The sequence below is a fragment of the Shewanella ulleungensis genome (assembly GCF_014648315.1).
GTDB lineage: Bacteria > Pseudomonadota > Gammaproteobacteria > Enterobacterales > Shewanellaceae > Shewanella > Shewanella ulleungensis.
Genome location: NZ_BMQW01000007.1, coordinates 142,668 through 168,382, shown reverse-complemented (window position 1 = coordinate 168,382; position 25,715 = coordinate 142,668). Strand labels below are relative to the sequence as shown.

Sequence of the window (25,715 nt, the reverse complement as noted above, 5' to 3'; positions counted from 1 at the left end):
CAATATAATAAGAAGAATAACAAAATGTACGATCCATTGGTTAACTCTCACCCTGATAATCAACCTTTTGCTCCTAGTTATTGGGCAACGACCCAAGTATTAGGTGAACCAGCTACCGCATTATCTGGTCGCCAACAAACGGATGTCGCGATTATTGGCGGCGGCTATACTGGGCTCTTAACCGCCTATTATTTGGCAAGTGAGTTTAATATTGATTGCCATGTATTAGAGGCCAACCAAGTGGGGTTTGGTGCTAGCGCGCGTAATGCTGGGTTTGTGTTAAAAGGCTCGGGCCGTTTAGGTTATGCTGCCATGACTCAACGTTGGGATTTAGCTACCACTAAGGGCATTTATGATGAGTTTACTCAAGCTGTTGCGCGAGTCGATGGTTTAATTAAACAACATAATATTGCCTGTGAGCCGCAAGAGACAGGCTACTTAAAAGTGGCACACAATCCAAAAGCGCTAATCACATTGCAAAATGCCGCTCACTATATTCAACAATACCTTGCTGATAGCCAAGATAGCGGCGCCGAATTTATAACCAGTCATGATTTTAGAGCACAATATTTAGACCATCATCAAGCCTATGGTGCCTTGCGTTTAAAAGATGGCTTTGGCCTTAACCCACTTAAATTATTGCTTGGTTATAAGGACATAGTTCAAGCCCAGGGCGTGACGATTTCTGAGCAGTCTTGTGTAGTTAAGTGGATTGAAGAGGGGGGTAAGCATCGATTAATCACCACTAACGGTGAGTTGGTAGCAAATAAGGTGATTATGGCGGGCAATGCTTATACGCCAAAGCGCTTTAGCAACAGAGTCGATGACAAGTTTTTACCCATATTAAGCAACGTGATTGTTACCGAGCCGCTTACAGCTCAAGAGCTTGCTGAGGCGGGTTTGCATACTCATCAAGTGACCATGGACACGCGTATTTTAAAATACTATTACCGTTTACTGCCCGACAACCGTTTATTGTTTGGTGGCCGTGGTGCTGTGTGGGGGAAAGACGCTGCAAATCCCGTTTATGGTGAGCGCTTAAAAATAGCATTAAACAAATGCTTCCCAAGTTTAACTAATAAAGCGATTGCCTATAACTGGACCGGCTGGATTGCCGCTGCGATGGACGATATGCCTCATGTGTATAGTAAGGGGGGAGTAGGATACAGCCTTGGGTATTGCGGTGCAGGTGTATCGTTTAGCAGCCAAGCTGCGTACCGGTTAGCACAAAGCATTGCGGGTGAAACCTTGCCCAATCTGCCTTTGTATCGGCAACCGTTACCGAAATTCCCCTTTACCCAAGCAAGACGCCTTGGGCAATGGGGTTATTATCATTATGGTTGGTTAAAGGACCGCTTTGGTTAACCGTCAATACTACTAAGCTACTAGGCTACTTATTAATTAGCCTACCACTTCGCCAGTGCTTATTTTGGTTTCGTCTAAAGGCTCAATTTTGAAATTAAAATAAGCATAAGATGCACTAATAAATGGACACACTAAATTAAAGAAGGCGTAGGGCAAATAAGCGATAGTCGCTACCCCAAGTGTACTGGCCATAAAGGCACCGCAGGTATTCCATGGTACTAACGGGCTGGTGACTGTAGCCGAGTCCTCTAATGAGCGACTTAAATTAACGGCGGCCAATTTACGACGTGTGTATTCCACTTTCAACATTCTGCCGGGTAGAACAATGGCGATATATTGGTCAGCAGTAATGATGTTCGCGCCAATGCACACCCCAAGAGTGGTAATAATCAAGCTAGCCGAACCTGTTACCACGGTGAGAATACTTTCTAAAATACGATTCAATAATCCAGTGACTTCCATAACGCCACCAAAGGCCATAGCACACAGAATTAACCATACAGTAGTGACCATGCTGCTCATGCCGCCACGGCTTAATAAACTGTCTAACACTTCGTCACCGGTATTGGCGACATAGCCGTCGAACATGGCTATCCATAGTCCTTTCACTAGCGCGACCATTGGTAATAATGTGTCGTCATGTACAAAGGCGATGACGTTATCAAACTGAAACAATGCCGCGCACACTGCGCCAGCTAAGGTTCCTAATATGACCGTTGGAAATGCGGGCATTTTGCGGTTAGCTAAATACAACACCACTAATAACGGAATTAACAAATGTATTCCTGGATGATAGGTTTTATCTAATAGCGCGAGTGTGTCGGTAAGTTGGTTTTCAATTGGTGCAGCATCGGCTGTTAAGCCTAAAAAAGTAAAACCGATAAGGGCAATAATGATACTTGGCACTGTGGTCCAGGTCATGTGGCGAATATGACTAAAAATGTCCGTTCCTGCAACTGCTGGAGCTAAGTTTGTTGTATCTGACATTGGCGACATTTTGTCACCAAAGTATGCACCACTGATGATAGCACCAGCAGTAATGTTAACGTCTAAGCCCATTGCCGACGAAATACCCACTAATGCGATACCGAGCGTACCGGCAACAGTCCACGAGCTGCCAATACTTAACGCCACTACTGCACATAACAAACAACAGGCAGCATAAAAGTAGTCAGGGTTAAGAATTTGCATACCATAATAAATCATTGTGGGTACGGTGCCAGCTAAAATCCAGGTACCAATGAGCGAGCCCACGCTAAACAAAATTAATAGCGCACCAGTGGCAACGCCAATGCTTTTAATAATGCCGCGTTCCATTTGGTTCCAGCTGTAGCCATTTTTATAACCGATAATCATCGCAATACACGCGGCTAACACTAATGCTATTTGGTTGGCGCCAGATGAGCTGTCTGAAGAAAACAGATATACCGCCGCACCAAGCATAATAATGAGTGCAAAAACGGGGATAAGTGCATCGAGTAATGAGGGCTGCTTATGGTTAGTGGGCGACGGCTTTGAAGGCGCGGCTTGAGACATACGATTTCCTTTATAATTATTATTTTGAGCAATATCTCATTCGTGTTAGCAGTCTTAATGCTATTTTAATAACTTAGTAACGAATTTGTAACAGGCCACATCCTGACAAAAAAAGGCCAATAAGTCGAATATTGTTATCGTGAACCAATGATTTGAATGAACAGTATTAAGTCAGGTGGCAGGGTATTGTGATTGCTTAGTTACTTGGGTTGGTTAAATATGCTGATATTGATTGAACGTTCGCATAAATATCCGCTAGGGGTATATGGTGGGACCAGTGATACCCTTGCTAGAATATCTCACTTTACTCAGTCTGATGAGTTATTTGATTGCGCGATACGAGTTAATTATTTGGGATGATTGAGGTGTTTAATGATGGCACTTTCAGCATCCGCTTTGTTGGCTTTCCCTTTCACTGGGCTGATATTGGTCATGGCACTGTGACCAGTCATATCTTCGGCGATATGTAACCAATCTGGATGCCAATAAAAAGTGGCTCCTGCTAATGTATTCCAGCCATGTACTCCTGATTTTTCACCTTTGTATATAAGGTCTTCGATAGAATATGACATTGTGTACTCCAAGCATTATTAATAAAGTTACTCGCGTTTAGTCATCGGATAGATAACCGCTTAACCAATTCGCTTTATATTAGAATGCACCTCATACAGCATGGTCTTTGTGATCTAGATCACAAAATATATTGTCTATGAGGATGGTGAATAGTATTTAATCTTTTGCGGTAATTAAGATATGAATCTTGCAGATCCGTCTCGACTAGGGCGTTAAGCTCATAATACGAGCCGTTTAGTACTTATTTTGTTCACATGACATGAAAGAGGGTTTACGGTTGTAAACATTTTATCATTCGAATCATTATCGCAATCAATATCAAGTTGCGACGAGTCTCTTTATTTCTCGTAATCGTTTACCCAAATATATTCTACATTACTATTTTCTACCTGCCAGAATGATTGGTAATGAACGTTTCCGTTGAGTGGCATCCAAGTCTCTTGAGCATGTTGGAATGTCAGTGAGTAAGCAATCTTTATGGGTTTAATCGCTCGGCCATATATGCCACCACACGAAAATGTATAGGGGCCTGTACCATAAATGAGTTGGTTATTAATGACAGAGTGTGGATAAATGATTGTCGGTAACGTGGAGAGATCCAATTGTGTATTGGCAGAAAATATCGCATCAACTCTGCCAGCGTCTAATGATGAAAGCGCCTCAGATTGAAGTGAAGAAAGACCATCGGCATAGGCTGTTTGAATACCCACAGAAGAAATGAAAATATAACCCCAACAGTGTTTTTTCATAGTGTTACCTGAGTGTAATATTCTTATTAAACATATCTCTTTAACACTGCCAAGGCCATAGAAATAAACAATCCCTGCGACGTTCACGTTGCAGGGATTGTTGTTAAACTTGACAACTAACCTATGGCTTACGCTTTACCTTGCTCACGTGCAATGGCGCGATAAGCAATATCAGTACGGAAATAAACGTCATCCCAATGGATGGCATCTACTAATGCATAAGCAGCTTGTTGGGCTTCAGTTACCGTGTTGCCTAATGCGGTAGCACACAGAACGCGGCCGCCATTTGTCACAACGTGGCCGTCTTTCATCTCGGTGCCAGCATGAAACACTTTACCGTTAACATCACCAAGGGTTAAGCCGTCAATCACATCACCTTTATTGTAGGTATCTGGATAACCGCCTGCGGCCATCACCACACCTACGGCTGCACGTGAGTCAAACTCTGCGGTGACTTTGTCTAATTCACCACGAGTTGCAGCAAGACAAAGCTCAACAATGTCAGACTGTAAACGCATCATAATGGGCTGGGTTTCTGGGTCGCCAAAGCGACAGTTGTATTCAAGTACTTTAGCGCTGCCATCTGGTGCAATCATTAAACCTGCGTACAAAAAGCCGGTGTAAACGTTGCCTTCAGCTGCCATGCCATCAACGGTTGGGCGGATAACATTGGCTATCGTCCAGTCGTGTACGGCTTGAGTGACCACTGGTGCAGGAGAGTATGCACCCATGCCGCCAGTGTTAGGGCCGTAATCGCCATTGTCGCGGGCTTTATGGTCCTGGCTGGTGGCCATGGCAAGAATGTTCTTGCCGTCTACCATTACAATAAAGCTGGCTTCTTCGCCTTTTAAAAACTCTTCAATAACCACGCGAGAACCCGCATCGCCAAATTTATTACCGGCAAGCATGTCATCAATAGCGGCATCGGCCTGGGCTTGATCGGCAGCGATAATCACGCCTTTACCGGCAGCTAATCCATCGGCTTTAATCACGACAGGGAAACCTGTTTTAGCGGTCAATGTAGCCGCATAAGCTTTAGCTGGCGTAATCTCAGTGAAGTTTGAATAGTCAGCCGTTGGAATGTTGTGGCGGGCCAAAAAGTCTTTAGTGAAGGCTTTTGACGATTCAAGCTGTGCAGCGCCTTTGGTTGGACCAAAAATCGGTAAACCAGCAGCATTAAAAGCATCAACAACGCCTAATGATAATGGCACTTCAGGGCCGACGATTGTTATCTCAATCTTGTTATCTTGAGCAAACTTAACTAAATCCGCGATAGCTTCAACTTGAATGGCCACGTTTTGTAATTTTGGTTCTAAAGACGTACCAGCGTTACCAGGTGCGACAAACACTTTTGTGACTTGTGCCGACTGAGCCGCTTTCCAGGCTAGCGCATGTTCACGACCGCCACCACCAATTATAAGTACCTGCATCTTTAATCACCCTTTTCATAAATTAAATAATATGATTCTTTAAACGAAAAAAGCAGCCAAAGAAGGCTGCTTGTCTCAAGTGGAATTTAGTGGCGGAAGTGACGCATGCCAGTAAATACCATGGCCATACCGTGCTCATCTGCCGCGGCAATGATTTCTTCATCGCGAATAGAGCCACCTGGCTGGATGATACAGCTAATCCCTGCAGCTGCGGCAGCATCGATACCGTCACGGAATGGGAAGAAAGCGTCTGACGCCATCACTGAGTTTTCAACCACTAGTCCTTCATCAGCCGCTTTAATACCTGCAATTTTTGCTGAGTAAACGCGGCTCATTTGGCCTGCACCGACACCGATTGTCATGCCGTCTTTGGCGTAAACGATGGCGTTAGATTTTACAAACTTAGCCACTTTCCAGCAGAACATTAAGTCTTTTAATTCATCAGCAGTTGGTTGACGCTTAGACACGACTTTAACGTCGTCTATGTTAACCATGCCCTGGTCGCGGTCTTGTACTAATAAGCCGCCATTCACGCGTTTGTAATCTAGGGTGGTGGTTTTGCTCGCCCACTCACCACACTCAAGTAAACGAACATTCACTTTAGCGGCAACGATATCGCGTGCTTCTTTGCTCACTTTAGGGGCAATAATCACTTCAACAAACTGACGGTCAACAATAGCTTGCGCCGTTTGTGCATCTAACTCTTGGTTGAAGGCAATGATGCCACCAAATGCTGATGTTGGATCGGTTTTAAACGCACGGTCATAGGCTTCTAATAAGTTAGCGCCTAGAGCCACACCGCAAGGGTTAGCGTGTTTAACGATAACGCAAGCAGGGCCTTCGAATTCTTTAACACATTCTAGTGCAGAGTCAGTGTCGGCGATATTGTTGTAAGACAGAGCTTTGCCTTGTAACTGAATCGCGCTGGCAACTGAAGCTTCATCAATTTGGGTATCAACATAAAATGCGGCTTTTTGATGACTGTTTTCACCGTAGCGTAAATCTTGCTTTTTAATGAACTGAGAATTAAACGTACGTGGAAAGGTTGAATCTTCGTGGCACTCATCGCTGCTGTGTGCTGGCACCATAGTACCGAAATAATTAGCGATCATTCCGTCGTAAGCAGCAGTGTGCTCAAATGCGGCAATGGCTAAGTCAAAGCGAGTTTCTAGCGTAGTGCTGCCATTGTTGGCTTGCATCTCTGCAATCACGCGACCGTAATCTTTAGCGTTAACCACAATCGTGGTGTCTTTGTGGTTTTTGGCGGTAGAGCGCACCATGGTTGGGCCGCCAATGTCGATGTTCTCAACCGCGTCAGCTAAGGTACAACCTGGTTTTGCCACAGTTTCAGCAAATGGGTATAAGTTAACGGCCACTAAATCGATTGGGTTAATGGCGTTTTGTTCCATTACCACTTCGTCAATGCCGCGACGGGCTAAAATGCCGCCGTGAATTTTGGGATGCAGCGTTTTAACACGACCATCCATAATTTCTGGGTGACCTGTGTAGTCAGAAACTTCAATTACCGGGATATTGTTGTCTGCAAGTAACTTTGCAGTACCGCCCGTAGATAAGAGTTCAACACCTTGTGCATGCAGCGCTTGTGCAAACTCAAGGATTCCAGTTTTATCTGATACGCTTAATAGCGCGCGACGAATTGGTCTGACATTATTCATGTAGGTACAGGGTCCACTAGTTTGATTTTAAGGATCTTTCGTAAAACAGAATTGTCTCAAGTCTGCTTTACCAAAGTCCCTCATGGTGTTGCGATAACACCACTAGATACTGTCTTAAGATCAGGCGGGCGTATTTTATCGTAAAGCGCATGCATTGGGTGTTTTTTCTGTGTGATTTCACAATATTGAAATAAGAACAAAGATAATAAAAAATAATCAACAATAAACCCTTGACCTTAGATTAAACTCCAAGGTTTATACTAAGGCAATATTCAGAAGCATTCACCTGAATAATTTTACGGGTAGGGGTTTTATTATGTATCGAATAGGCGAGCTATCAGCTTTGTACGACATCAAGGCTGACACGTTACGTTTTTACGAAAAACACGGTTTATTGTCACCGTCTAGTCGATCTGATTCTGGCTACCGGTTATATAACCACAGTGACTCTGAAAGGCTTAAGTTTATTTTGCGTGCTAAAGCGGTGGGTTTTTCGCTTAACGACATTGCCGATTTATTGTCAATTGAAGTGGATAAATCTAATCGGGCTTGTGCTGAAGTCAAAAGCTTAGTCGATAGCAAGCTTGAACAGGTTGAGGCTAAACTGGCCGAGCTACAACATTTTGCAACGTCGTTAAAAAGCTTGTCTAACACCTGTTGTGGCGGCCCTGATAGTGCCGAGCATTGCTCGATACTGGAAGCGTTAGAGTCGTCTGACAAACATATTATTGCCAAAAAAGAACATCATCATTTTGCTCATTCAGGTCATAAGGACTAAATATGTTATTGACCAATTTTGTTCATTTATTTTTAGAGTCCGCCCCCTGGTTATTGCTGGGATTAGTGTTAGCGGGTTTGTTAAAAGTGTTTGTGCCTATGGCATGGATGCAAAAGCAACTCGGTGGTCACGGGGTGAAAACGGTATTTAAGGCGGCATTATTAGGTGCGCCGTTACCTTTATGTTCATGCGGGGTTATTCCTGCTGCGGTTGGTTTACGTCGTGCTGGTGCTTCAAAAGCGGCAACCACGTCATTTTTGGTGTCAACGCCTGAAACAGGGGTTGACTCGATTACCGTATCTTATGTGTTACTCGGTCCTTTTATGGCCATAGTACGTCCCATTGCAGCCATTACTAGCGCTATTGTGGCTGGGTTGTTAGTTGGCCGCGATGACGATGATGGAGTGCCTTCAACGGCTAAAGCTCAATCGAACAATAAGCCTTTAGCTAAAGTTGAATCGTCTTGCTGTGCCAGTAAAAAGGTCGATACATCCAGCTCGTCTCAAGCACCTTTAGTTACTCACGATAACAATGCAGACATAGTTCAACATGCTGGCATTAAAATGACAGCCGTAAAAGCTGAGTCTGTATTAAGCCCTATGACTACTGCCAAATCATTAAGTACTGAGCAAGCGCCAAAGCAAAGCAGTTGTTGTGCGAGTAAGGTCGATACACCAATAGCAAAGGTTGATGCTCAGGCTGTACATAATCAAAGTGCACAGTCATGTTGTAGCGCAAACTCTAAAGCCGTAGAGCCTAAAGTAGAGGCGGTTAAATCCAGTTGTTGTAGTAGTCAAACAGAGCCCAAAGTCGAAGCAGCAAGCAGTTGTTGTGAGCCCAAGTCTGCTTCTGCGAGTCCAAATGCGACAGCAAGCAGTGAGGATGCTAGCTGCTGTGCATCAACTCAAGACATGGCAACCGAGCTTAAACAAAACAGTGTGTTTAGTCGGGTGTTATCAGGCTTACATTATGCCGCGACAGATTTAGTTAGAGACACCACTTTGTGGTTATTGGTTGGACTATTTTTTGCTGCGTTAGTGCAGACCTATGTTCCAGCTGATTTTCTCGTTAAGTGGGGCGACGGCATTTTAGCGATGTTAGTGATGGTGTTGGTGTCAATTCCCATGTATATCTGTGCTACGGCTTCTACACCTATTGCGGCGGGATTGTTATTGGCTGGCGTATCTCCTGGTGCCGTATTAGTGTTTATGATGGCGGGCCCAGCAACGAATATCGCGACACTCGGTGTTGTCACTAAAGAGTTAGGCAAGCGTGCGCTTTATGGTTATTTAGGCGGTGTTATCGGTGTGTCGTTAGCCTTTGGTGTGTTGGTTAACTATTTGGTTGATACCTTTGGTTTTGAAGTGATGCCGCAGATTGGTGAAGAGCACGCATTATTACCACAAGGTGTGGTGGCTGTTTCTGGTATTGTGTTAGCGATATTAATGGCCAAAGTATTGTGGGATATGATCCCTAAAGGCAATAAAGAAAAGAGTTGTTGCTCATAATTATTCATCGAAAAACATTGATGTTAATAGGCTAATCCTTAAAAAACCAGTGATAAATGTCACTGGTTTTTTTTATTGCATCTTTGATAAAAAATCCTGTGAGTGATAAATGAAATATCCTTTACTGTATCGGTAAAGAGCAATATCACTTCACTCATGGCGACTCTGTTATTATGCTAGGTATCCTTAAAAATAACTTAAAAAACAAACAATTTTTACGTATTATGATGCACCTCTTGATTTAACATTTATTACACACACCTGCACTTTTTTTGCATATTTATTGTGATACCCCTCTCCTTGCTTTTCTTAGATTTACACTACTATCGCCGTTGCAAGATACCTATAAAGTGATAAGTCGTTTAAGCGACGCTGGAGTGATAATGAAAACAATAAAAATGTGTAAAATAGCGCTATTAATTGCGCTTTCCATGGGGGTGATAGCCTGTGGTAGTGACGGTAAAGATGGAGTCGATGGTGCTGATGGTCAGGCTGGAACCCCCGGTCTACCTGGTGCGGATGCAACAGCTCCTACAGTGAGCGCTTCGACAGTAACCAATATTGAGTTTATTAATCATATTGTTACTGACGGTGTCGTCACTGTCGAATTTGGAATTACTAATGAATCTGGATATGCCATTACAGGCTTAACTGATGCATCGGTTTACCTTGCAGCCAAAACAGAAAACGGTATGCAACGTAGTCGAGATGGAAGTATTGGTGGTAATGCTACGGTCGGTGGGACCTCACCCACGACGGGCGCATCGTTAACGCTACTGGATAATGGTAATTATCAACTCGTCGCACCAATGGCAGGAGTGTTAGCAGATACTGAAGCATTAATCCGCCTTCAAGTCGGTGGTGGTGATATTGCTAAATCACCGTATGTGCTAATTGCGAAACCTGAGATGATGCATACTTCAACAACAGAAACATGCTATGCGTGCCATGTTGATTATGCTGAGTCCGATCTGAAACATGCGGGTTACGTAGCCTTAAACACTGACGGCGAAGTGGATTTTGTTGGCGGTTGTATGGTGTGTCATAACAATGTTGCACGCGATGTGGCGGCGGACGGTACATCATTAAATACTGGTGGTTATGCTAAAAATACCATGCAAATGTTGGGGCACATAAATCATCAGAATTTTGAAAAAGATTTTGAACCCGCCAACTGTTACACATGTCATGCCGAACCTGTAATGAATACCAGTCTTGCAGGTAATGGTTGCGTGGACTGTCATAATACAACAAGCAGTTCAAGTGCAGCAAAAGTATTGAGCAACAGCAACAGTAGTGACTTTGATGCAAGGGCATTCCACTTAAATAAAAGTGGCTTAGAAACCCTACAAGGTATGCGTGTCAGCTATACAGCTGAAACCACTGCTCCACAAAAGAATGATGCTGGAGTTTGGTGTACCACAATGTCGTTATTCAGCATTGATGGCGATACAAAAACTCAAGTTAATATTGGTGAACTATACAATAAAGACGGTGACACAACAGGTGCAACCAATGTGGTTGGTAAACCAATTGTTTATGCTGGCGCCTACTTGCATGGTTATTACAATGAATCAATCGTTGGCCGTTTTGCCGGTCACGGCAGCAATGAAATAAAAACTGATAACGCAGATGGTTCAAGAACGCATTGTTTCCCATCACCTTCAAGTGGTTTCGATAACGCGAGTATTATGGCAACAGCCCGTATTTCGTTAAGTTACCCTGGCTGGGTTCAAGATGATGGTAAAACATCAATGTCATTTACTGCATATTCTGATGCTGTAGATCAAACTAGCGGTGATATCGTTAAGTATGAGCGTCGTTTAGCCGTGACTGGTGATAGTTGTACAACTTGCCACAATAGCGAAACTAACTACCACAAAAATGGTGCTTACAACGATGGTGGCGATGATTGCGTAGCGTGTCATAACAATGGACAAGACCGAAGTGCTGCAAACTCTGCACCTGGTTTTGGCCCTATGGTACACAGTATGCACTGGGGGATTGGCAACACATTATCGGGTGCTAAAACCGATGTAGATGGTAATAACATTGCCAACTCTGCTACAGCATTAAATGCAATTAATTGTGTGTCTTGTCATGCCGATGGTATTGATTTAAATGCGATACCAAATCAATACATTCGAGCCAAAGCGTTCAATAATGGCGACCAAACTAAAATGGCTAGCCCTATTACAGCAAACTGTTTTGCCTGCCATAACAGCGCACAAGCATTGAACCACATGGAATTAAACGGTGGTGAAATTAGCGCAGAAAAAGGATCTGGTAACGATGGAAATTGGTTTACTCAACCTACTGGTGAATCATGCTCTACTTGTCATGCTGAAGGTCGTTCATTTGGTATTGAAAAATATCATAAGTTTGAAAGATAAGCATGATTATTGAGTTGGTCTATTTGGCTAACGAGATAATGTAATAATTACGGGGATCAATTGATCCCCGTTTTCATTCAGTTAACTTGTGATTAGCTATGATCGATTAGCTATGGATCAACTAAATATGGCATTGAGTTTTTCTGCTAAGCGGATCCCTGCTTGTTGCAGTCTTTTTTCAACAATAGGTTTATTGATAAATACATAGTTGTAACGTAAGTCATCTTCACCTTGATAATTCTGCTCCAGAATATAGGTTTTTTTACGTAAGTACTTAGACTCTTCAGCCCAATCATAATAACTCTGTCCAGACCATTGTTGGCGTTCAGCCTGGCTAATACGACTCAAAAAGTGACTGTATTCGGTATAGCTTAATTGTTGCTGCTCGATAATTTTGCTGTCCCATACTGCATGCAAATTGGTCTCTTGACCAAACCATTTCACATTTACTGCGTTTCCGCCTTTGTCGTGACTATGACCGACATGCAAAGGTTGGTGGATGTCGCCAACAAAATGCACATAAAACGCCAACGCTTGCCATTTATCTTGCTGGTTTGCTTTAGGGTTTTGTAATATTTTTTCAAAGCGTTCTAGGCTTTCAATGATGTCGCCATTATCGCTGCGTTTCACAGTTGTCCAAGTTTCATCATCAGCAATCGAGACATAGTGCCAAGGTGCGGCACGATCCCAGTTTTTGTCTGAGCGGATCTCATCTGCCCAGGTAGACATTTGCGCTAGACTTTCACCATTGGTAAGCAGATTAATCTGTTGCTTCGCCGTATCAGTTAAATTGTTCTGTGCAAGCTCGCCCACGATACGATGACCCAATTGTCCAAATGCTTTTGCGGGTGAGTTGATGCTTAATGATAAGCATAACCCTATGATTATCATTGAGCATTTGTGTAATAAAACCGAGTTGTTCATGTATGAATCCAATCTATTTTTTATTTGAAGGCGGCAACAATCATGTTGCAATTGAATCGCGAATATACAGTAGCGATATGACATTTTTATGTATATTTATCGTTGTATATTTGTTGTTTATTGTTTGTTTTTTGACATTAAATTGAAACAAAATCCGCCTAACATTCGCTCCTGCAGTTTTTACTGTATTTAAATACTAAGCCCAATTAAACGGGCAAAACATTAAAATATAAGAAATATTCAGGGGTTTGATATGTTATTTAGTCACAAAATGAGCCGCTTAGCGCTAGCGACGTGTTTTGCAATGGGGGTCGCATTACCCGCATCTGCAGCTGACACCGCATCAGATATTCGTGGTCAAATTACGGGTCCAGCAGGAAATGCTGTTTCTGATGCAAAAATTACCATTATTCACCAACCAACAGGAACGATAACCGAAGTACCTGTTACTGCTAACGGCCAATTTTCTGCCCGTGGATTACGTGTTGGTGGTCCATATATTATTAAAGTTGATTCAGATCAGTTTGCTGACACTGTCGAAGAAGATGTGTATCTACTGTTAGGTGAAACGTTCCGTTTTAACCGTACCTTAGAAGACGCTTCAGCTATGGAGCGTATTGGTGTTGTTGGTAGTGCAGGTTATTACCGTTCAGCGGGTAGTAACAGCGACTTTGGCGAACAAGACATTGCCAATGCTCCAGGTATTAGCCGCGATTTAAAAGATGTATTACGTCAAAATCCCATGGCAGTTGTGGGCACCGATGGTGTGTCGATGAGCGTGGCGGGTATGAACCCACGTTATAATACTTTTGTGGTTGACGGCATATCTCAAAACGATGATTTTGGTCTTAACTCTAATGGTTATCCAACTCAGCGTTCACCCATCTCTATCGATGCAGTTGAGAGCGTTGCGTTAAATGTGTCACCTTATACTGCCAGAAACGGCGGTTTTACGGGGGCACAAATTAATGCTGTAACTAAGTCGGGTACTAATGATTTATCTGGTTCCGTTTTTTGGGAAACGACTAACGACAGCATGGCCGGCGACGGTAAAAATCAAGACACGGGTGAGAAGATTGAGCAAGATTTTGAAGAGACTACCTTTGGCGGTACGGTTGGCTTTCCGTTAATTGAAGATAAGTTGTTTTTCTTTGGTTCATACGAAAACTTTGATGCTCCTCAGTCTGCTGAGTGGGGCCCTGCAGGCGCTGGGTATGCTAATGATTCTGATATTACAGCTGACGAGTTAGCTCAAGTTGAACAAATTGCGCAGACAGTTTATGGCTTAGATAGCATTGGTGGTTACACCACAACGCCACAAGAAAAAGATGAAAAAATCTTAGCGAAGATTGATTGGAACATTAACGAGCAACATCGCGCGAGTTTTACGTATCAATCGACGGTAGGTAACTTAACTAATAACATGAGCTCGAGCTCATCATCGTTAAAGCTATCAAGCACTTGGTACGATAAAGAAGAAACATTAGAAACCTACGCTGCTAACTTATATAGCGATTGGACTGATGATTTTAGTACTGAAATCAAAGTAGCTTATAAAGATACCACTACAAAATCAAAAACCATTGATGACTTAGGCATAGGCATGGTGTCGGTACAAACCTATGATCGTGCTAGTGATTATGTGGTATTTGGAACAGATAAGTCTCGTCAAGCCAATGAGTTAAACAACCAAAATCTTGAACTGCGCTTTGTGGGTGATTATTACCTTGGAGATCATGAAATTGGCTTTGGTGCCCAGTACAACAATGTTGAAGTATTTAACTTATTTGCCCAAAACGTGACGGGAAATTGGTCATTTAATACTATTGAAGACTTTGAAAATGGTGCAGTAGACCAGTTCTTCTACTCTAATGCGATGTCTGGTAATCCTGACGATGTGGGGGCAGCCTTTAATATGGATACTTTGGCATTATTTGCTGAAGATGCCTGGGCAATCACACCTGATCTAACGCTGACTTACGGCATGCGTTATGAAACAATTAGTATGTCAGATTCTCCAGCCCTGAACCAAAATTTTGTTGAACGTTACGGTTTTGCTAATAATGAAACGTTAGATGGCCAAGATATTTGGTTACCGCGTGTTGGAGTTAACTACAAACTGACCGAAGATATCAGCTTACATGGCGGTGTTGGACGTTATACCGGTGGCTCACCAACGGTATGGGTTTCTAACAGTTTCTCAAATGATGGTAACAGCTTATTAAGTTACAACGATGGCTGGAACGCGGCATGGGGAACTCCTGACTTTGCCAATGTACCATCACAAGCACAAGATGGCTTAGTGGGTGGCGACGGCAATGTGAATGCAATTGATCCTGACTTTGAACTACCTTCAGATTGGCGCGCTAGCGTTGGATTTGACAGTACCTGGGACTTGGGTGCATTAGGTGATGACTGGTTTGTTGGTGCTGAGTTTTTATATGTTAAAAAAGAAAATGACCTTGCTTGGGTTGATTTAGCTCGTCGTCAGGTGGCTACCGATGATACAGGTCGTGTTGTTTATGAAACATGGGATCCACTTGCAAATGACGGCGCTGGCGGAAACACTGAACGTTACGACATTATGCTAACCAATGCAGACAAGGATGGTTCAAGTAAAACCTTTAGTTTGTCGTTAGCTAAAAATTGGGATATGGGCCTGAGTATGCGTGCAGGTTATGCCTATAACTCAGTCAAAGAAGGTAACCAAGGTTCGTCATCAACAGCAACTTCAAATTACCAATATACACCAGTGCAATATGACCGAAACGCTACCACAATGGGGACGGGCTATTATGAGACCCCACATCGTTTTACGTTTAGCTTAGGTTATGACGTAGAGTTTGTTGCAGGATATAACTCTAGCTTTAATTTATTCTACGAAGCGCGTGAAGGTAACCCAATGACATGGGTACTGGGTTCATACAGAGACGGTAACTTAGGTGATCAATCAAGCTTTGCTAATGCCTCATATTACTTACCTTATATTCCTACGGGGGCAGATGATGCCAATGTTGAGTATGCTGATGGGTTAACTTATGAAGCCTTTAAAGCTGCTGTTGACGAAATTGGGCTGGGTAAATATGCCGGTGGGATAGCACCTAAAGGAACAGATAATCAACCTTGGATACACCAGCTTGATTTCCGCTTTACTCAAGAGTTGCCTGGCTTTAGCGATGAGCATAAAGGTATCTTGTATTTTGATATTAAAAACGTACTTAATCTTGTGAATGATGATTGGGGCGTAGTTGAATATCAAAGTTATGGCACTTCAACGTTAGTGGACCATGCATATAATGCAGACACAGGAGTTTACACTTACTCTGTCCCTTACGGTCAAGATGGTATCGAAACAGATAATCAAAACAGTTATGACATCAATAAATCTGCTTGGCAGTTAAAAGTGGGTGTTAAGTATAAATTCTAATGCGTTTATAGGCCTAAAAAAATACCGAGCTCATGGCTCGGTATTTTTTTATCTCACATCAGGCTAGGCTATTTGCCTTTGATGACTGAAGAACTTGGTGCTTTTTTCGCTTCTTTTGCTGCTCGCTTTTCTTTTAAAGATAGCAACGGTTGTTTTTTTGACTCTTTTGAATTATTACGTTCTTTGCTCATGTTATTTACTCCGTGTATGGCGCAGGGCTTTGATCACTCTGTAAAAGTTTTAAACAATATATGAATCACAATATCAAGTATAAGTAATGCGAATATAGCGTTGAGATAAGTATCCTGTTGGCTAAAAGCTTAAATCGATACTAGCACCAAGTTGACTAAAAATATCTATAACATCGATAGATTATTTAGCGCTAGACCTAGATTACAAAAGCATAAAGATATAAGTGTCAGTCAGTCAATTCTAGTGTGACTCCATATGAATAAAGTCGGGGATTTCTAGTACATTATCGCCCCAATTTTCAATAAGCGCAGCATAAAGAAACTCCATAAAAACAATATATTTACGCGGCATATATACCCGTTGAGGAAAGCTTAATGTTACTTTAGTTTGTGCCATTGGAAAGGCTTCTAAAATCGGGGTGAGTTGCTGATTGGTTATTGCATCTTGTGCGATGATCACTGGTACAGCAGTGATTCCAAGCCCTTCGATGGCGGCTTCTCGTGCAAATGTGACATTATTTACTTTAAGCTGAGCGGGCGGATCTAAGTCGAGCCACTGACTGCCATCGAAGATGCGCCAGCCACCATTGATGTGTGCCGATTGCAATTTTATCGCGGTGTGATTCATTAAATCTTGTGGAACTTTTGGCGTGCCATGACGTTTAAGATAGTCGGGGCTAGCCATCAGTTGCCTACTCGCAATAACCAGTGAATAACTTTGTAATTTAGGATCATGTATCTCTGTTATTTGGAATAAAAAATCCACTCCTTCTTCAATTACATCCACTTTACGGTTAGTTAGCTCTGCATCGATTGTGATGTTGGGGTAAGCGGCAAGAAAACGCGCGAAAATACGCCCAAGAAATAATTGTCCTAATTCGATAGGGCTGATGATTTTTAAATTGCCTTTAATGTCTTGTTGGCTCGCGCTTAATAGGTCTTCTGCACTTTGTAAATCTTGCAGAATTTTATTGATGCGATGGTAATAACTTGATCCGGCTTCAGTGAGTTTTAATGCTCGAGTAGTGCGAAATAATAGCTGAACCCCCACATCTGCTTCTAATTCGGCAATCTTACGGCTGACCGTCGCTTTAGTGATCCCTAAAGCTTTAGCCGCTCCAGTAAAACTGCCTTGTTCTACTACTTGCGAGAAAATCTGAACACGATTGAGATCCATATTGTTACACCTGTGGAACAGTGGGTTGAATTTTAGCTATCTAATAAATTACACGAAACAGTAGTAAACTTGAAGGTAATAAATTAGGAGTTCAGCATGTCTATTAATAAACGTTTTATCATAGTGCCAAGTATTATTCTGGCGGTCGTTATCGCAGGCGTTTATTGGTGGTTACAAGTGCGGTTTATTGAGTCGACCGATAACGCCTATGTAGAGTCAGATATTTCAAGTATTAGTGTCAAAGTACCTGGGTATATTGTGCAATCGCTTGTGAGCGATAATCAACATGTGAACCAAGGTGATGTACTTGCACAATTAGAAGACAGTCAATTTGTGGCGCGTGTTGCGCAAAGTCAGGCTGTGTTAGCGAGTTCGCAAGCTAATTTACAGACACTGGCGGCTAAAGTGGATTTACAACAAGCGCTAATTAATCAGGCTAAAGCGGCTGTGGTAGCATCGCAATCGGATCAATTAATTGCTAAGCAGCAGCTAGCACGATCGCAAAAGCTGAAAGTGAGTAATTACAGCTCGCAAAATGATGTTGATCAACTGCAAGCTAATTTTGATTCGGCATCGGCACATGTTGATGAAGCGCAAGCGGCATTAGTGGCGAAACAACGTGAATTGTCAGTGTTTAATGCCCAGTTATTACAGGCTCAAGCTGACGTTGACCAAGCTCAAGCCAGTGTTGAATTAGCCAATATTCAATTAACCGACACTCAAATTACCGCGCCATTTTCTGGGGTTATTGGTAAGCGTGGTGCTTTAGTTGGGCAATACGTGCAACCCGGACAAGCATTGTTTAGCTTAGTGCCTGATTCTCAGGTTTGGATAACGGCTAATTTTAAAGAAACTCAAATTGCACATATGCAGCCTGGTCAGGCGGTTAAAGTTACACTGGATGCCTATCCAGATGAAGAGTTTAATGGCTTTATCGACAGCTTAGCGCCAGCATCTGGTTCTAAATTTAGCTTGTTGCCTGCTGAGAATGCTACCGGTAATTTTACTAAAATTGTTCAACGTATTCCGGTGCGGATCCGTATTGATAACCAGAATTCCACGATAACACCACCCCGTATTTTACCTGGACTGAGTGCAGTCGTTAAGGTCGATACCGAGAGTGTAACTGAAGTACATGCCACCGCTAAGGCGATATTTAATGATTCGGTCGCTGTAACTGCAGGGCGTTAATATGGGCCAGTCAGTGGCAGTGGTCGATGTTAATCAAGTGGCCAACGATAAACCGACAGGGTATCAACGTGGTAGTTATCGCTCATGGATTGCGGTAGCGGGTGGGCTTATTGGTGCATTTATGGCGATTTTGGATATTCAAATCACCAATGCATCAATGAAGGAGATTCAAGGCAGTTTAGGTGCGACGTTAGAAGAAGGTAGCTGGATCGCGACCGCGTATTTGGTCGCCGAAATGATCGCTATTCCGTTGTCCGGCTGGCTCAGCACGGGTTTATCGACCAGGCGTTATTTACTGTGGACGACAGCGGCCTTTATTGTTGCATCGATATTGTGCTCCATGTCCTGGAATCTTGAGTCTATGATTGCCTTTCGTGCATTACAGGGCTTTTTTGGTGGCGCACTTATTCCATTAGCTTTTCGACTTATTCTCGAATTTTTACCCGACAATAAACGTGCTATGGGCATGGCGTTGTTTGGCGTTACAGCCACATTTGCACCGTCTATTGGCCCAACACTGGGCGGTTGGTTAACTGAGCAATTTAGTTGGCATTATCTTTTTTATATTAATGTACCGCCGGGCATATTGGTAATGGTGATGCTGGCGTATGGGTTAGAGCGTAAACCCATTATTTGGGACAAACTCAAAAATGCAGATTACTCCGGTATTATCACAATGGCGCTGGGAATGGGCTGTTTAGAGGTCGTGCTTGAAGAAGGTAATCGTAAAGATTGGTTTGGCTCTGAGCTTATTCGCAATCTCGCGATTATTGCAGTGATTAACATCGGTTTATTTATTTGGATCCAACTACGCAAATCTCAACCTTTGGTGAATATTCGGCTGCTTGGACAACGCGACTTTGCACTGTCGACCGTGGCGTATTTTTTATTGGGTATGGCATTATTTGGAGCCATTTATTTAATCCCGTTATATCTGTCGCAAATTCATGACTACACACCGCTTGAAATTGGTGAAGTGATCATGTGGATGGGATTTCCGCAGTTATTAGTTTTACCGTTAGTGCCTAAATTGATGCAGCGTTTTGATCCTCGTTACTTAGCTGCCATTGGCTTTGCGTTGTTCTCAATCAGTTATTATATGAATAGCCATATGACGATTGATTATGCTGGTGACCAAATGATTACTGCACAAATTGTTAGGGCGCTAGGGCAGCCGTTTATTTTAGTGCCGATTGGTATTTTAGCGACGATGCATCTTCATGCACACGAAAATGCTTCAGCATCGACGGTATTGAACGTGATGCGTAATCTCGGTGGCGCTTTTGGTATTGCGCTGGTGGCGACGTTAAGCGATAACTTGTCCCGTATGCATTTAGCACATATCAAAGAGACATTGCCAGCCGTGAGTGCACAAGCATATCAATATATTAATGACACTAGTTTGTTATTACAAAGTGCAGGTTCAGACAGTGTCAGTGCAGGTAATCAAGCCTATGCTTTACTGGCAAAAAGTATGACGCAACAGGCATATGTTCAAGCTTATAACGACGTATTTTTTATTATGTCGTGTTTGCTTTTTATCGCGGTCATTGCGGTGTTATTAATTCGAAAACCGGCCGCAAAAAGTGGCTCTGAACAACCTAATGAAATGCATTAATCATGTTAGTATTATATTAATTAGTACAACAGATTAAGGTGAAAAATGTCGTTAACATGGTTAGACGTTGGCTTTACTGAGTTGTCTTTAGAGCAACTCTATGGGGTGTTACAACTACGTGTAGAAGTGTTTGTTGTAGAACAAAATTGTCCTTACCCTGAATTAGATGGTAAAGACAAAGATGTGCAAGCAAGGCATTTATTCGCCATTAACAATCAGCAAGAAATTGTAGCTTACAGTCGTATACTTGCGCCGAATGTCAGTTACCCTCAAGCCAGTATAGGTCGTGTGGTCGTTGCCAAATCAGCACGAGGTCAGGGCGTAGCTAATCAATTAATGCAGCGTGCGATAACCATTGCAAAACAACGCTGGCCAAATGATCATATACAAATTGGTGCCCAAGATTATTTACGTCATTTTTATCAACATCTTGGTTTTGTTGTTAATTCTGAAGTGTATCTTGAAGACGGCATACCACATCTTGATATGTTGCTCACTTATTCATAAATGTTAAGGAATATAAATGTCTGATTATTCAATTAATACTCAACAAGTAGTGTGCGTTGCGCAGTTTGTAGCTAAAGAAGGTAAGCGTGACGCGTTAGTGGCAGCATTAGCCAGCTTAGTACCTGATACTCGTCGTGAGTTAGGGTGTATTCGCTATGAATTAAATGTCAGTGTTGAAGATGAGCGTAAAGTGGCTTTTGTTGAAAAATTTGTCGATCGTGCTGCGTTTGACAAACATTGTGCTAAAGATGCAATTGAGCACTACTTTCACAATGTGATGCCAGAGCTTGTTGAGTCGCATCATGTAGAAGTATTCAATCAAGTTATAGTGTAAGGCGCTTAAGCCGTCGTTGTAACTCTTCTATAGGTGCTTACTAAAATATACTTATATAAAAATGCCAGTCTAATGAGACTGGCATTTTTTATCATTAATGTCGCCTAGCTTCTTATGCCGGCATCAAAATGATTAAAAGTCGTAACGTGCGCCAACAGTGAAGACGTTATCATCTTCTAAATCAACAGTTGCTGTACCGACTTTATGCTCGCCTTCATACATTGCATAATGGCCATAAACTAGCGTTGACTTAGAAATACGGTAGTCAGCACCAATTGTAATATTAGTTACGTCAACATCAGTGCCAGTGGCATCTTTAATGTTTTTGTAGTACTTACCAAAACCAGCATCGTCTTGACCATATTCAGCTTTTAAGTTTACGCCGTTTAAGTCATAAGATACGTTAACGAAGAAAGAGTCACCTTCTTGATCTGTTGTTTGGCTTTCAGTGTTTTGATATAGGCCACCCACTTTGAAGTCACCTAATTTAACTTGTGCAACACCACGGTATGCATCAATGCCACCGATAGTGTTATACGCAGCTGCTACATAGTAATTGTGGGCTTTAAGGCCTTTATCACCTAGCGTTGCACTTAATGCGTACTGGTCTTCATCAGAACCTTCGTAGTTATCATCCATTAAATAGGTCGCATTTAATGTGAGCAAACCACCGATCATCGGAGAGTAATACCAAATACCGTCCGCTTTACGATCTTGACCAGCAACCATACGGTCGATATCAGCGTTGAAGTTACCGAATAAATCGATGCCACCTTCAGACTGTTTAAATACCGTGTCATTACGGCCTACAAGAACAGTACCTGCATTAGTTTTTAAACCAAGGAAAGTGTTACGTGATTTGAATGTTACATCATCGCCACTGCTATCTTCAGTTTGAGTGGTGTTTTCTACTTGAAATTCCATTTGGTATAGGATTTCAACACCGTCACTAATTTTTTCACTACCTTTTACACCTAAGTTAGAGAAGTTATTCTCTAACACAGTACCTTCTTTACCATTTTGCGTTGTTGAGCCGTTATCAGAATTAGTTACAGCTAAATCTAAACGACCATAGAAACTTGGGCCTTCAGCAAGTGTAGCGAAAGAAACTAGTGTAAGTACTGAGGCTACTGATGCAGAGATTAAGGTCTTTTTCATCTTTCATGCTCCCTAGAACGTTATGTTCTATATTCCATTTTTCATGGTTTTAGTTAGTGAAGTCGTTGCAGATACTATCCTGTAACAATCTGGTGCAGATTTTTACAGATTTAGCAGTGTCATAGTGTGGGCTAGATCAAATAAACTAGTCCTACCTAAAAATTTGTGCAGAAAACTGTGACAACGACGATAATTTATCAATTATTGTCACATTTTTGTGCAGATATACCTCTTTTGGGATGTTCCTATTTATTAATAAATAGGCTAGCGCACAACAATAAAAGCGGTAATAAGCTAGTTTAGCGTATGTTAATTTAATTGTTGAACATATTAACGACTTGGATCACTAGACCTTAGTCTAGTAAGGTTGATAATTAATCAAATAGAGCGGCTGCTATAAAAAGTCGCTGCATCAAAATAGTGCAACTCAGTCAGTTACCCATTTATCGACAACAAGCATTTAGCTTTAGTGTGAAATCAGCTAGAATCGCCACCGAAATTGGTCGTTAATTGAGGCGTAACCCATGTTATCTGAATCTTATACTCATCGTTTTGCTGGCGTGGGCCGTTTATACGGTCAAGCGGCATTGACGACTTTCTCACAAGCACATGTTGTGGTTGTTGGGATTGGCGGAGTAGGGACATGGGTCGCAGAAGCGCTAGTTCGCAGTGGTATAGGGCAAATTACACTCATCGATTTAGATGATATTTGCGTGACAAACACCAATCGCCAAATTCATGCGTTAACGTCGACTATTGGTCAGTCGAAAGTTGAGGTGATGGCAAAGCGGATTAACGAGATAAATCCTGAGTGTATAGTGAATCAAGTAGAAGATTTTGTGACGTTAGATAACTTAGGTGAATATTTTGTTCCGGTATCGCAAGGCGGCACGATTGATTATGTCATTGATTGTATTGATGCCGTTAAGCAAAAGGCTGGCCTTATTGCTTGGTGTAAACGTAATAAAATCCCGTTAGTGACTATAGGTGGAGCTGGTGGCCAAACTGATCCGACGTTAATTCAAGTCACCGACTTGGCTAAAACTGTCCAAGATCCCTTATTGGCCAAAGTGCGCAATATACTGCGTAAAGAATACAATTTTAGTAAAAACGTTCAACGTCGCTTCGCCGTTGATGCCGTTTTTTCAACGCAGCATTTAGTTTATCCGCAAGCTGATGGCAGTGTGTGTAATACCAAAGCAACAGCAGAAGGTAGTATGCGCATGGACTGCGCCTCAGGATTTGGCGCAATCACTATGGTAACTGGGACTTTTGCTTTTGTTGCCGTGAGCCGAGTCTTAGCTAAATTAGCCGCCAAGTAAGGCATTGGGTTACACACCTATAATGGCTCTGTACATCTATTAGCTTAATTTGCGGTGTATCTAGCCGCTCCCTCATCGTGTTCGCATCACTTTAGTAGCCCTATTCACCGTCTTTTATATCGAGATGTTTTGTCGGATATACCATGACTCATTGAAATCTGCTTTGTTGAACAGTTCTATAGCATTTAAAAAATCACAGTATCGATATTGAAAAACGTGGGTTATTTGGCTCTTTTAGCACTCTTATTTCGACTTATATAGGTGAGTAATCAGATAGGTATCTTTATAATCAATCACTTAAGTGTCAGCGCATACACTTTGTTCTCTTGGCACTATTTTTGCTTTGTTTGAGTTAAGTTCAAAAATCTGACACTGCGAGTAAGCTATGATGAAAATGAATATAGGTTCGATGAATTTACTGAACGGCAAGCGTGTGTTCGTCAGTGTAATGGCATGGGGAGTCGTGACCTGTGCAGCTTTGCTTTTTGCCCCAAAAGATATTTTGGCTAGCCTGGCGTTAGCAAATATTGTGAGTGATTATGGCCAGTTTATTGGGTTAGGTTTAATCATAGGTGTCGCCTATTTTCTTAGTCAATTATTTGCATTTGTGGTTGATGAGGCAATTGTCAACTTACGTCAGAAACGCACAGTTGAAACCATTGAAGCCAAGGTGAAGTTATTAGATCCGGCCGAAAGAGCTTTATTACGAGAGTTTTTCTTGCAAGGGCAAACTATTTTGACACTGCCGCAAAATGAGTTAGCAGTGAAAAATCTAGTTAATACTAATATTCTAGAAACATTAGGTAATGAGCGTCATTACGCCATCCAGGGACCGACAGCTGACTATAAAATTTCGATGCAGGCGCGTGTTTATCTAAACCGTGATGTATTGCGTTTACCGGCTGGAGAACCTAGTGCAGAAGAAATGAGTTATCTTATTAAAACTAGACCGCATTTTGTTAATGGTCTTGTGCAAGCAAGAAAACATGCCGCATAAAGCACGTAGATATCAATAAAAAATGGGGGCTATAAAGCCCCCTAATTGTATCATTCGCAAGGAAGTATTGAACATTAAGCAGTAAAATAACTTAACCGATTTAGAGACTCACTTAACCGGAGCAGACTTTACAACAAACATCCACATGAGATAGGACATGATTCCGAATGTGCAAAAAATTACAATCATAGAAAGTAACCCTATTGCGTTTCCAAACATTAAATCTAACCAAAATGCCATGATTCTTATCCTCTCAATGTGAAATCATGTTTATCATAAAGTTAAAAAATGATACCAATAATGATCTCGATCAAGCTTCCTATCCTCAGTATTAGCATTTCGTTAATTTTGCTAAAGAGCTCACAAAAACAACTGTAAAAAATAGATTAGGGCATACGAATGACTTTTGAACAATCAGTTGGTTTTTACATAAAAGAATCATTAAAGGGCTTGCCATTGTCAAAAGCAAAGGTATAATCGCCAACATTCAATTGTGACAGTAACAATTGAATAGTATTTTATGAAGCAGTAAGTTCTGCAAAGTGATTTATTCAGATTATTTTGCACAGTTTATAAAGCAACTAAGATTTTGCCTGAGTGATGAAATTGGTATACATGGGGGATTCAAAATCCCCTGCTTCACGGCGTGTCGGTTCGAGTCCGACCTCAGGTACCATTATTTAAAAGCCCTGTTCTTAATTGAACGGGGCCTTTTTGTATCTGCCATTTAGTTATTTCCATTAACACTCTCGCCATTAAGGTATCAGACCGTTAACCTTGTTCAGCAGTTGTCTCTTAACGCCAGGGTTTTAAGCATTAGATCAGTATGATTTTTTATGCTTACATAACCATAATGCACGG

General features: G+C 42.0%; 21 protein-coding genes and 1 tRNA gene. 12 read left to right on the top strand and 10 right to left on the bottom strand.

The window, feature by feature from the left end:
• Window positions 1–24 precede the first annotated feature (24 nt).
• Entirely contained in the window at window positions 25–1,365 is a 1,341-nt protein-coding gene (locus IEY40_RS14275) for an NAD(P)/FAD-dependent oxidoreductase (protein ID WP_188957299.1), read from the top strand.
• A gap of 36 nt (window positions 1,366–1,401) precedes the next feature.
• Here IEY40_RS14275 and nhaC read toward each other — a convergent pair whose 3' ends face one another.
• The 5 genes from nhaC to purH all read right to left on the bottom strand — a co-directional run bounded on the left by nhaC (window position 1,402) and on the right by purH (window position 7,329).
• Complete coding sequence (gene nhaC, locus IEY40_RS14270; RefSeq protein WP_188957297.1) at window positions 1,402–2,901, bottom strand: Na+/H+ antiporter NhaC; 1,500 nt, start codon at window positions 2,899–2,901, stop codon at window positions 1,402–1,404.
• A 347-nt stretch (window positions 2,902–3,248) separates the two neighbouring features.
• Window positions 3,249–3,473, bottom strand: a complete 225-nt coding sequence (locus tag IEY40_RS14265) for a hypothetical protein (protein ID WP_188957295.1) — start codon at window positions 3,471–3,473, stop codon at window positions 3,249–3,251.
• Between the two features lie 339 nt (window positions 3,474–3,812).
• Window positions 3,813–4,223 (bottom strand): hypothetical protein, encoded by a 411-nt coding sequence (locus IEY40_RS14260; RefSeq protein ID WP_188957293.1) that lies wholly within the window; start codon window positions 4,221–4,223, stop codon window positions 3,813–3,815.
• Window positions 4,224–4,351: 128 nt separating this feature from the next.
• Window positions 4,352–5,653 carry a phosphoribosylamine--glycine ligase gene (purD, locus tag IEY40_RS14255; RefSeq protein ID WP_188957292.1) on the bottom strand — a complete coding sequence of 434 codons (1,302 nt, stop codon included), beginning with the start codon at window positions 5,651–5,653 and terminating at the stop codon, window positions 4,352–4,354.
• Window positions 5,654–5,739: 86 nt separating this feature from the next.
• A complete protein-coding gene (gene purH / locus IEY40_RS14250) occupies window positions 5,740–7,329 on the bottom strand; it encodes a bifunctional phosphoribosylaminoimidazolecarboxamide formyltransferase/IMP cyclohydrolase (RefSeq protein ID WP_188957290.1) in 1,590 nt (529 codons plus the stop codon).
• A 316-nt stretch (window positions 7,330–7,645) separates the two neighbouring features.
• Between purH and zntR the strand changes: the two genes are divergently transcribed.
• The 3 genes from zntR to IEY40_RS14235 all read left to right on the top strand — a co-directional run bounded on the left by zntR (window position 7,646) and on the right by IEY40_RS14235 (window position 12,008).
• Window positions 7,646–8,107: a Zn(2+)-responsive transcriptional regulator gene (gene zntR, locus IEY40_RS14245; protein WP_188957288.1), complete on the top strand. Its 462-nt coding sequence runs from the start codon at window positions 7,646–7,648 to the stop codon at window positions 8,105–8,107.
• 2 nt (window positions 8,108–8,109) lie between these two features.
• The gene (locus IEY40_RS14240) at window positions 8,110–9,615 is read left to right on the top strand and encodes an SO_0444 family Cu/Zn efflux transporter (RefSeq protein ID WP_188957286.1); all 1,506 of its coding nucleotides are present in this window, start codon (window positions 8,110–8,112) and stop codon (window positions 9,613–9,615) included.
• A 383-nt stretch (window positions 9,616–9,998) separates the two neighbouring features.
• Entirely contained in the window at window positions 9,999–12,008 is a 2,010-nt protein-coding gene (locus IEY40_RS14235; RefSeq protein ID WP_188957284.1) for a multiheme c-type cytochrome, read from the top strand.
• 117 nt (window positions 12,009–12,125) lie between these two features.
• Here the strand turns inward: IEY40_RS14235 and IEY40_RS14230 are convergent, their stop codons facing one another.
• The gene (locus IEY40_RS14230) at window positions 12,126–12,932 is read right to left on the bottom strand and encodes a S1/P1 nuclease (protein WP_188957282.1); all 807 of its coding nucleotides are present in this window, start codon (window positions 12,930–12,932) and stop codon (window positions 12,126–12,128) included.
• A 253-nt stretch (window positions 12,933–13,185) separates the two neighbouring features.
• Here IEY40_RS14230 and IEY40_RS14225 point away from each other — a divergent pair, with 253 nt between their 5' ends.
• Complete coding sequence (locus IEY40_RS14225) at window positions 13,186–16,359, top strand: TonB-dependent receptor (protein ID WP_188957280.1); 3,174 nt, start codon at window positions 13,186–13,188, stop codon at window positions 16,357–16,359.
• Window positions 16,360–16,427: 68 nt separating this feature from the next.
• Here IEY40_RS14225 and IEY40_RS20255 read toward each other — a convergent pair whose 3' ends face one another.
• Together IEY40_RS20255 and IEY40_RS14220 are read right to left on the bottom strand one after the other, a co-directional pair.
• On the bottom strand, window positions 16,428–16,550 hold the full coding sequence (locus IEY40_RS20255; protein WP_268244202.1) for a hypothetical protein: 123 nt from the start codon (window positions 16,548–16,550) through the stop codon (window positions 16,428–16,430).
• A gap of 241 nt (window positions 16,551–16,791) precedes the next feature.
• Window positions 16,792–17,727, bottom strand: a complete 936-nt coding sequence (locus IEY40_RS14220) for a LysR family transcriptional regulator (RefSeq protein ID WP_188957278.1) — start codon at window positions 17,725–17,727, stop codon at window positions 16,792–16,794.
• Between the two features lie 96 nt (window positions 17,728–17,823).
• Between IEY40_RS14220 and IEY40_RS14215 the strand changes: the two genes are divergently transcribed.
• Genes IEY40_RS14215 through IEY40_RS14200 form a run of 4 tightly spaced genes read left to right on the top strand, consistent with a single transcriptional unit; the run spans window position 17,824 to window position 21,377 of the window.
• Window positions 17,824–18,918, top strand: coding sequence for an HlyD family secretion protein (locus IEY40_RS14215; protein WP_188957276.1), 1,095 nt, complete (start codon window positions 17,824–17,826; stop codon window positions 18,916–18,918).
• Between the two features lies 1 nt (window position 18,919).
• Window positions 18,920–20,536: a DHA2 family efflux MFS transporter permease subunit gene (locus IEY40_RS14210; protein WP_188957275.1), complete on the top strand. Its 1,617-nt coding sequence runs from the start codon at window positions 18,920–18,922 to the stop codon at window positions 20,534–20,536.
• Window positions 20,537–20,581: 45 nt separating this feature from the next.
• Window positions 20,582–21,043, top strand: a complete 462-nt coding sequence (locus IEY40_RS14205; RefSeq protein ID WP_188957274.1) for a GNAT family N-acetyltransferase — start codon at window positions 20,582–20,584, stop codon at window positions 21,041–21,043.
• Window positions 21,044–21,059: 16 nt separating this feature from the next.
• Window positions 21,060–21,377 carry a putative quinol monooxygenase gene (locus IEY40_RS14200; RefSeq protein ID WP_188957273.1) on the top strand — a complete coding sequence of 106 codons (318 nt, stop codon included), beginning with the start codon at window positions 21,060–21,062 and terminating at the stop codon, window positions 21,375–21,377.
• Between the two features lie 132 nt (window positions 21,378–21,509).
• Here IEY40_RS14200 and IEY40_RS14195 read toward each other — a convergent pair whose 3' ends face one another.
• On the bottom strand, window positions 21,510–22,535 hold the full coding sequence (locus IEY40_RS14195; protein WP_188957272.1) for a porin: 1,026 nt from the start codon (window positions 22,533–22,535) through the stop codon (window positions 21,510–21,512).
• A 524-nt stretch (window positions 22,536–23,059) separates the two neighbouring features.
• On the opposite strand from IEY40_RS14195, the gene tcdA reads away from it, so the two are divergent.
• Together tcdA and IEY40_RS14185 are read left to right on the top strand one after the other, a co-directional pair.
• Window positions 23,060–23,857: a tRNA cyclic N6-threonylcarbamoyladenosine(37) synthase TcdA gene (gene tcdA, locus IEY40_RS14190; RefSeq protein ID WP_188957271.1), complete on the top strand. Its 798-nt coding sequence runs from the start codon at window positions 23,060–23,062 to the stop codon at window positions 23,855–23,857.
• A 385-nt stretch (window positions 23,858–24,242) separates the two neighbouring features.
• On the top strand, window positions 24,243–24,854 hold the full coding sequence (locus IEY40_RS14185; RefSeq protein WP_188957270.1) for a superinfection exclusion B family protein: 612 nt from the start codon (window positions 24,243–24,245) through the stop codon (window positions 24,852–24,854).
• 108 nt (window positions 24,855–24,962) lie between these two features.
• Here IEY40_RS14185 and IEY40_RS14180 read toward each other — a convergent pair whose 3' ends face one another.
• Window positions 24,963–25,094 (bottom strand): DUF3149 domain-containing protein, encoded by a 132-nt coding sequence (locus IEY40_RS14180; RefSeq protein WP_188957269.1) that lies wholly within the window; start codon window positions 25,092–25,094, stop codon window positions 24,963–24,965.
• Between the two features lie 351 nt (window positions 25,095–25,445).
• On the opposite strand from IEY40_RS14180, the gene IEY40_RS14175 reads away from it, so the two are divergent.
• Window positions 25,446–25,530, top strand: a tRNA-Leu gene (locus tag IEY40_RS14175).
• The last annotated feature ends 185 nt before the right edge of the window (window positions 25,531–25,715 follow it).

What these genes read in the sequence shown, in the direction of transcription:
- IEY40_RS14275 (WP_188957299.1), top strand. Translation starts at nt 25, where the DNA reads ATGTACGATCCATTGGTTAACTCTCACCCTGATAATCAACCTTTTGCT.
- nhaC (WP_188957297.1), bottom strand. Translation starts at nt 2,901, where the DNA reads ATGTCTCAAGCCGCGCCTTCAAAGCCGTCGCCCACTAACCATAAGCAG.
- IEY40_RS14265 (WP_188957295.1), bottom strand. Translation starts at nt 3,473, where the DNA reads ATGTCATATTCTATCGAAGACCTTATATACAAAGGTGAAAAATCAGGA.
- IEY40_RS14260 (WP_188957293.1), bottom strand. Translation starts at nt 4,223, where the DNA reads ATGAAAAAACACTGTTGGGGTTATATTTTCATTTCTTCTGTGGGTATT.
- purD (WP_188957292.1), bottom strand. Translation starts at nt 5,653, where the DNA reads ATGCAGGTACTTATAATTGGTGGTGGCGGTCGTGAACATGCGCTAGCC.
- purH (WP_188957290.1), bottom strand. Translation starts at nt 7,329, where the DNA reads ATGAATAATGTCAGACCAATTCGTCGCGCGCTATTAAGCGTATCAGAT.
- zntR (WP_188957288.1), top strand. Translation starts at nt 7,646, where the DNA reads ATGTATCGAATAGGCGAGCTATCAGCTTTGTACGACATCAAGGCTGAC.
- IEY40_RS14240 (WP_188957286.1), top strand. Translation starts at nt 8,110, where the DNA reads ATGTTATTGACCAATTTTGTTCATTTATTTTTAGAGTCCGCCCCCTGG.
- IEY40_RS14235 (WP_188957284.1), top strand. Translation starts at nt 9,999, where the DNA reads ATGAAAACAATAAAAATGTGTAAAATAGCGCTATTAATTGCGCTTTCC.
- IEY40_RS14230 (WP_188957282.1), bottom strand. Translation starts at nt 12,932, where the DNA reads ATGAACAACTCGGTTTTATTACACAAATGCTCAATGATAATCATAGGG.
- IEY40_RS14225 (WP_188957280.1), top strand. Translation starts at nt 13,186, where the DNA reads ATGTTATTTAGTCACAAAATGAGCCGCTTAGCGCTAGCGACGTGTTTT.
- IEY40_RS20255 (WP_268244202.1), bottom strand. Translation starts at nt 16,550, where the DNA reads ATGAGCAAAGAACGTAATAATTCAAAAGAGTCAAAAAAACAACCGTTG.
- IEY40_RS14220 (WP_188957278.1), bottom strand. Translation starts at nt 17,727, where the DNA reads ATGGATCTCAATCGTGTTCAGATTTTCTCGCAAGTAGTAGAACAAGGC.
- IEY40_RS14215 (WP_188957276.1), top strand. Translation starts at nt 17,824, where the DNA reads ATGTCTATTAATAAACGTTTTATCATAGTGCCAAGTATTATTCTGGCG.
- IEY40_RS14210 (WP_188957275.1), top strand. Translation starts at nt 18,920, where the DNA reads ATGGGCCAGTCAGTGGCAGTGGTCGATGTTAATCAAGTGGCCAACGAT.
- IEY40_RS14205 (WP_188957274.1), top strand. Translation starts at nt 20,582, where the DNA reads ATGTCGTTAACATGGTTAGACGTTGGCTTTACTGAGTTGTCTTTAGAG.
- IEY40_RS14200 (WP_188957273.1), top strand. Translation starts at nt 21,060, where the DNA reads ATGTCTGATTATTCAATTAATACTCAACAAGTAGTGTGCGTTGCGCAG.
- IEY40_RS14195 (WP_188957272.1), bottom strand. Translation starts at nt 22,535, where the DNA reads ATGAAAAAGACCTTAATCTCTGCATCAGTAGCCTCAGTACTTACACTA.
- tcdA (WP_188957271.1), top strand. Translation starts at nt 23,060, where the DNA reads ATGTTATCTGAATCTTATACTCATCGTTTTGCTGGCGTGGGCCGTTTA.
- IEY40_RS14185 (WP_188957270.1), top strand. Translation starts at nt 24,243, where the DNA reads ATGATGAAAATGAATATAGGTTCGATGAATTTACTGAACGGCAAGCGT.
- IEY40_RS14180 (WP_188957269.1), bottom strand. Translation starts at nt 25,094, where the DNA reads ATGGCATTTTGGTTAGATTTAATGTTTGGAAACGCAATAGGGTTACTT.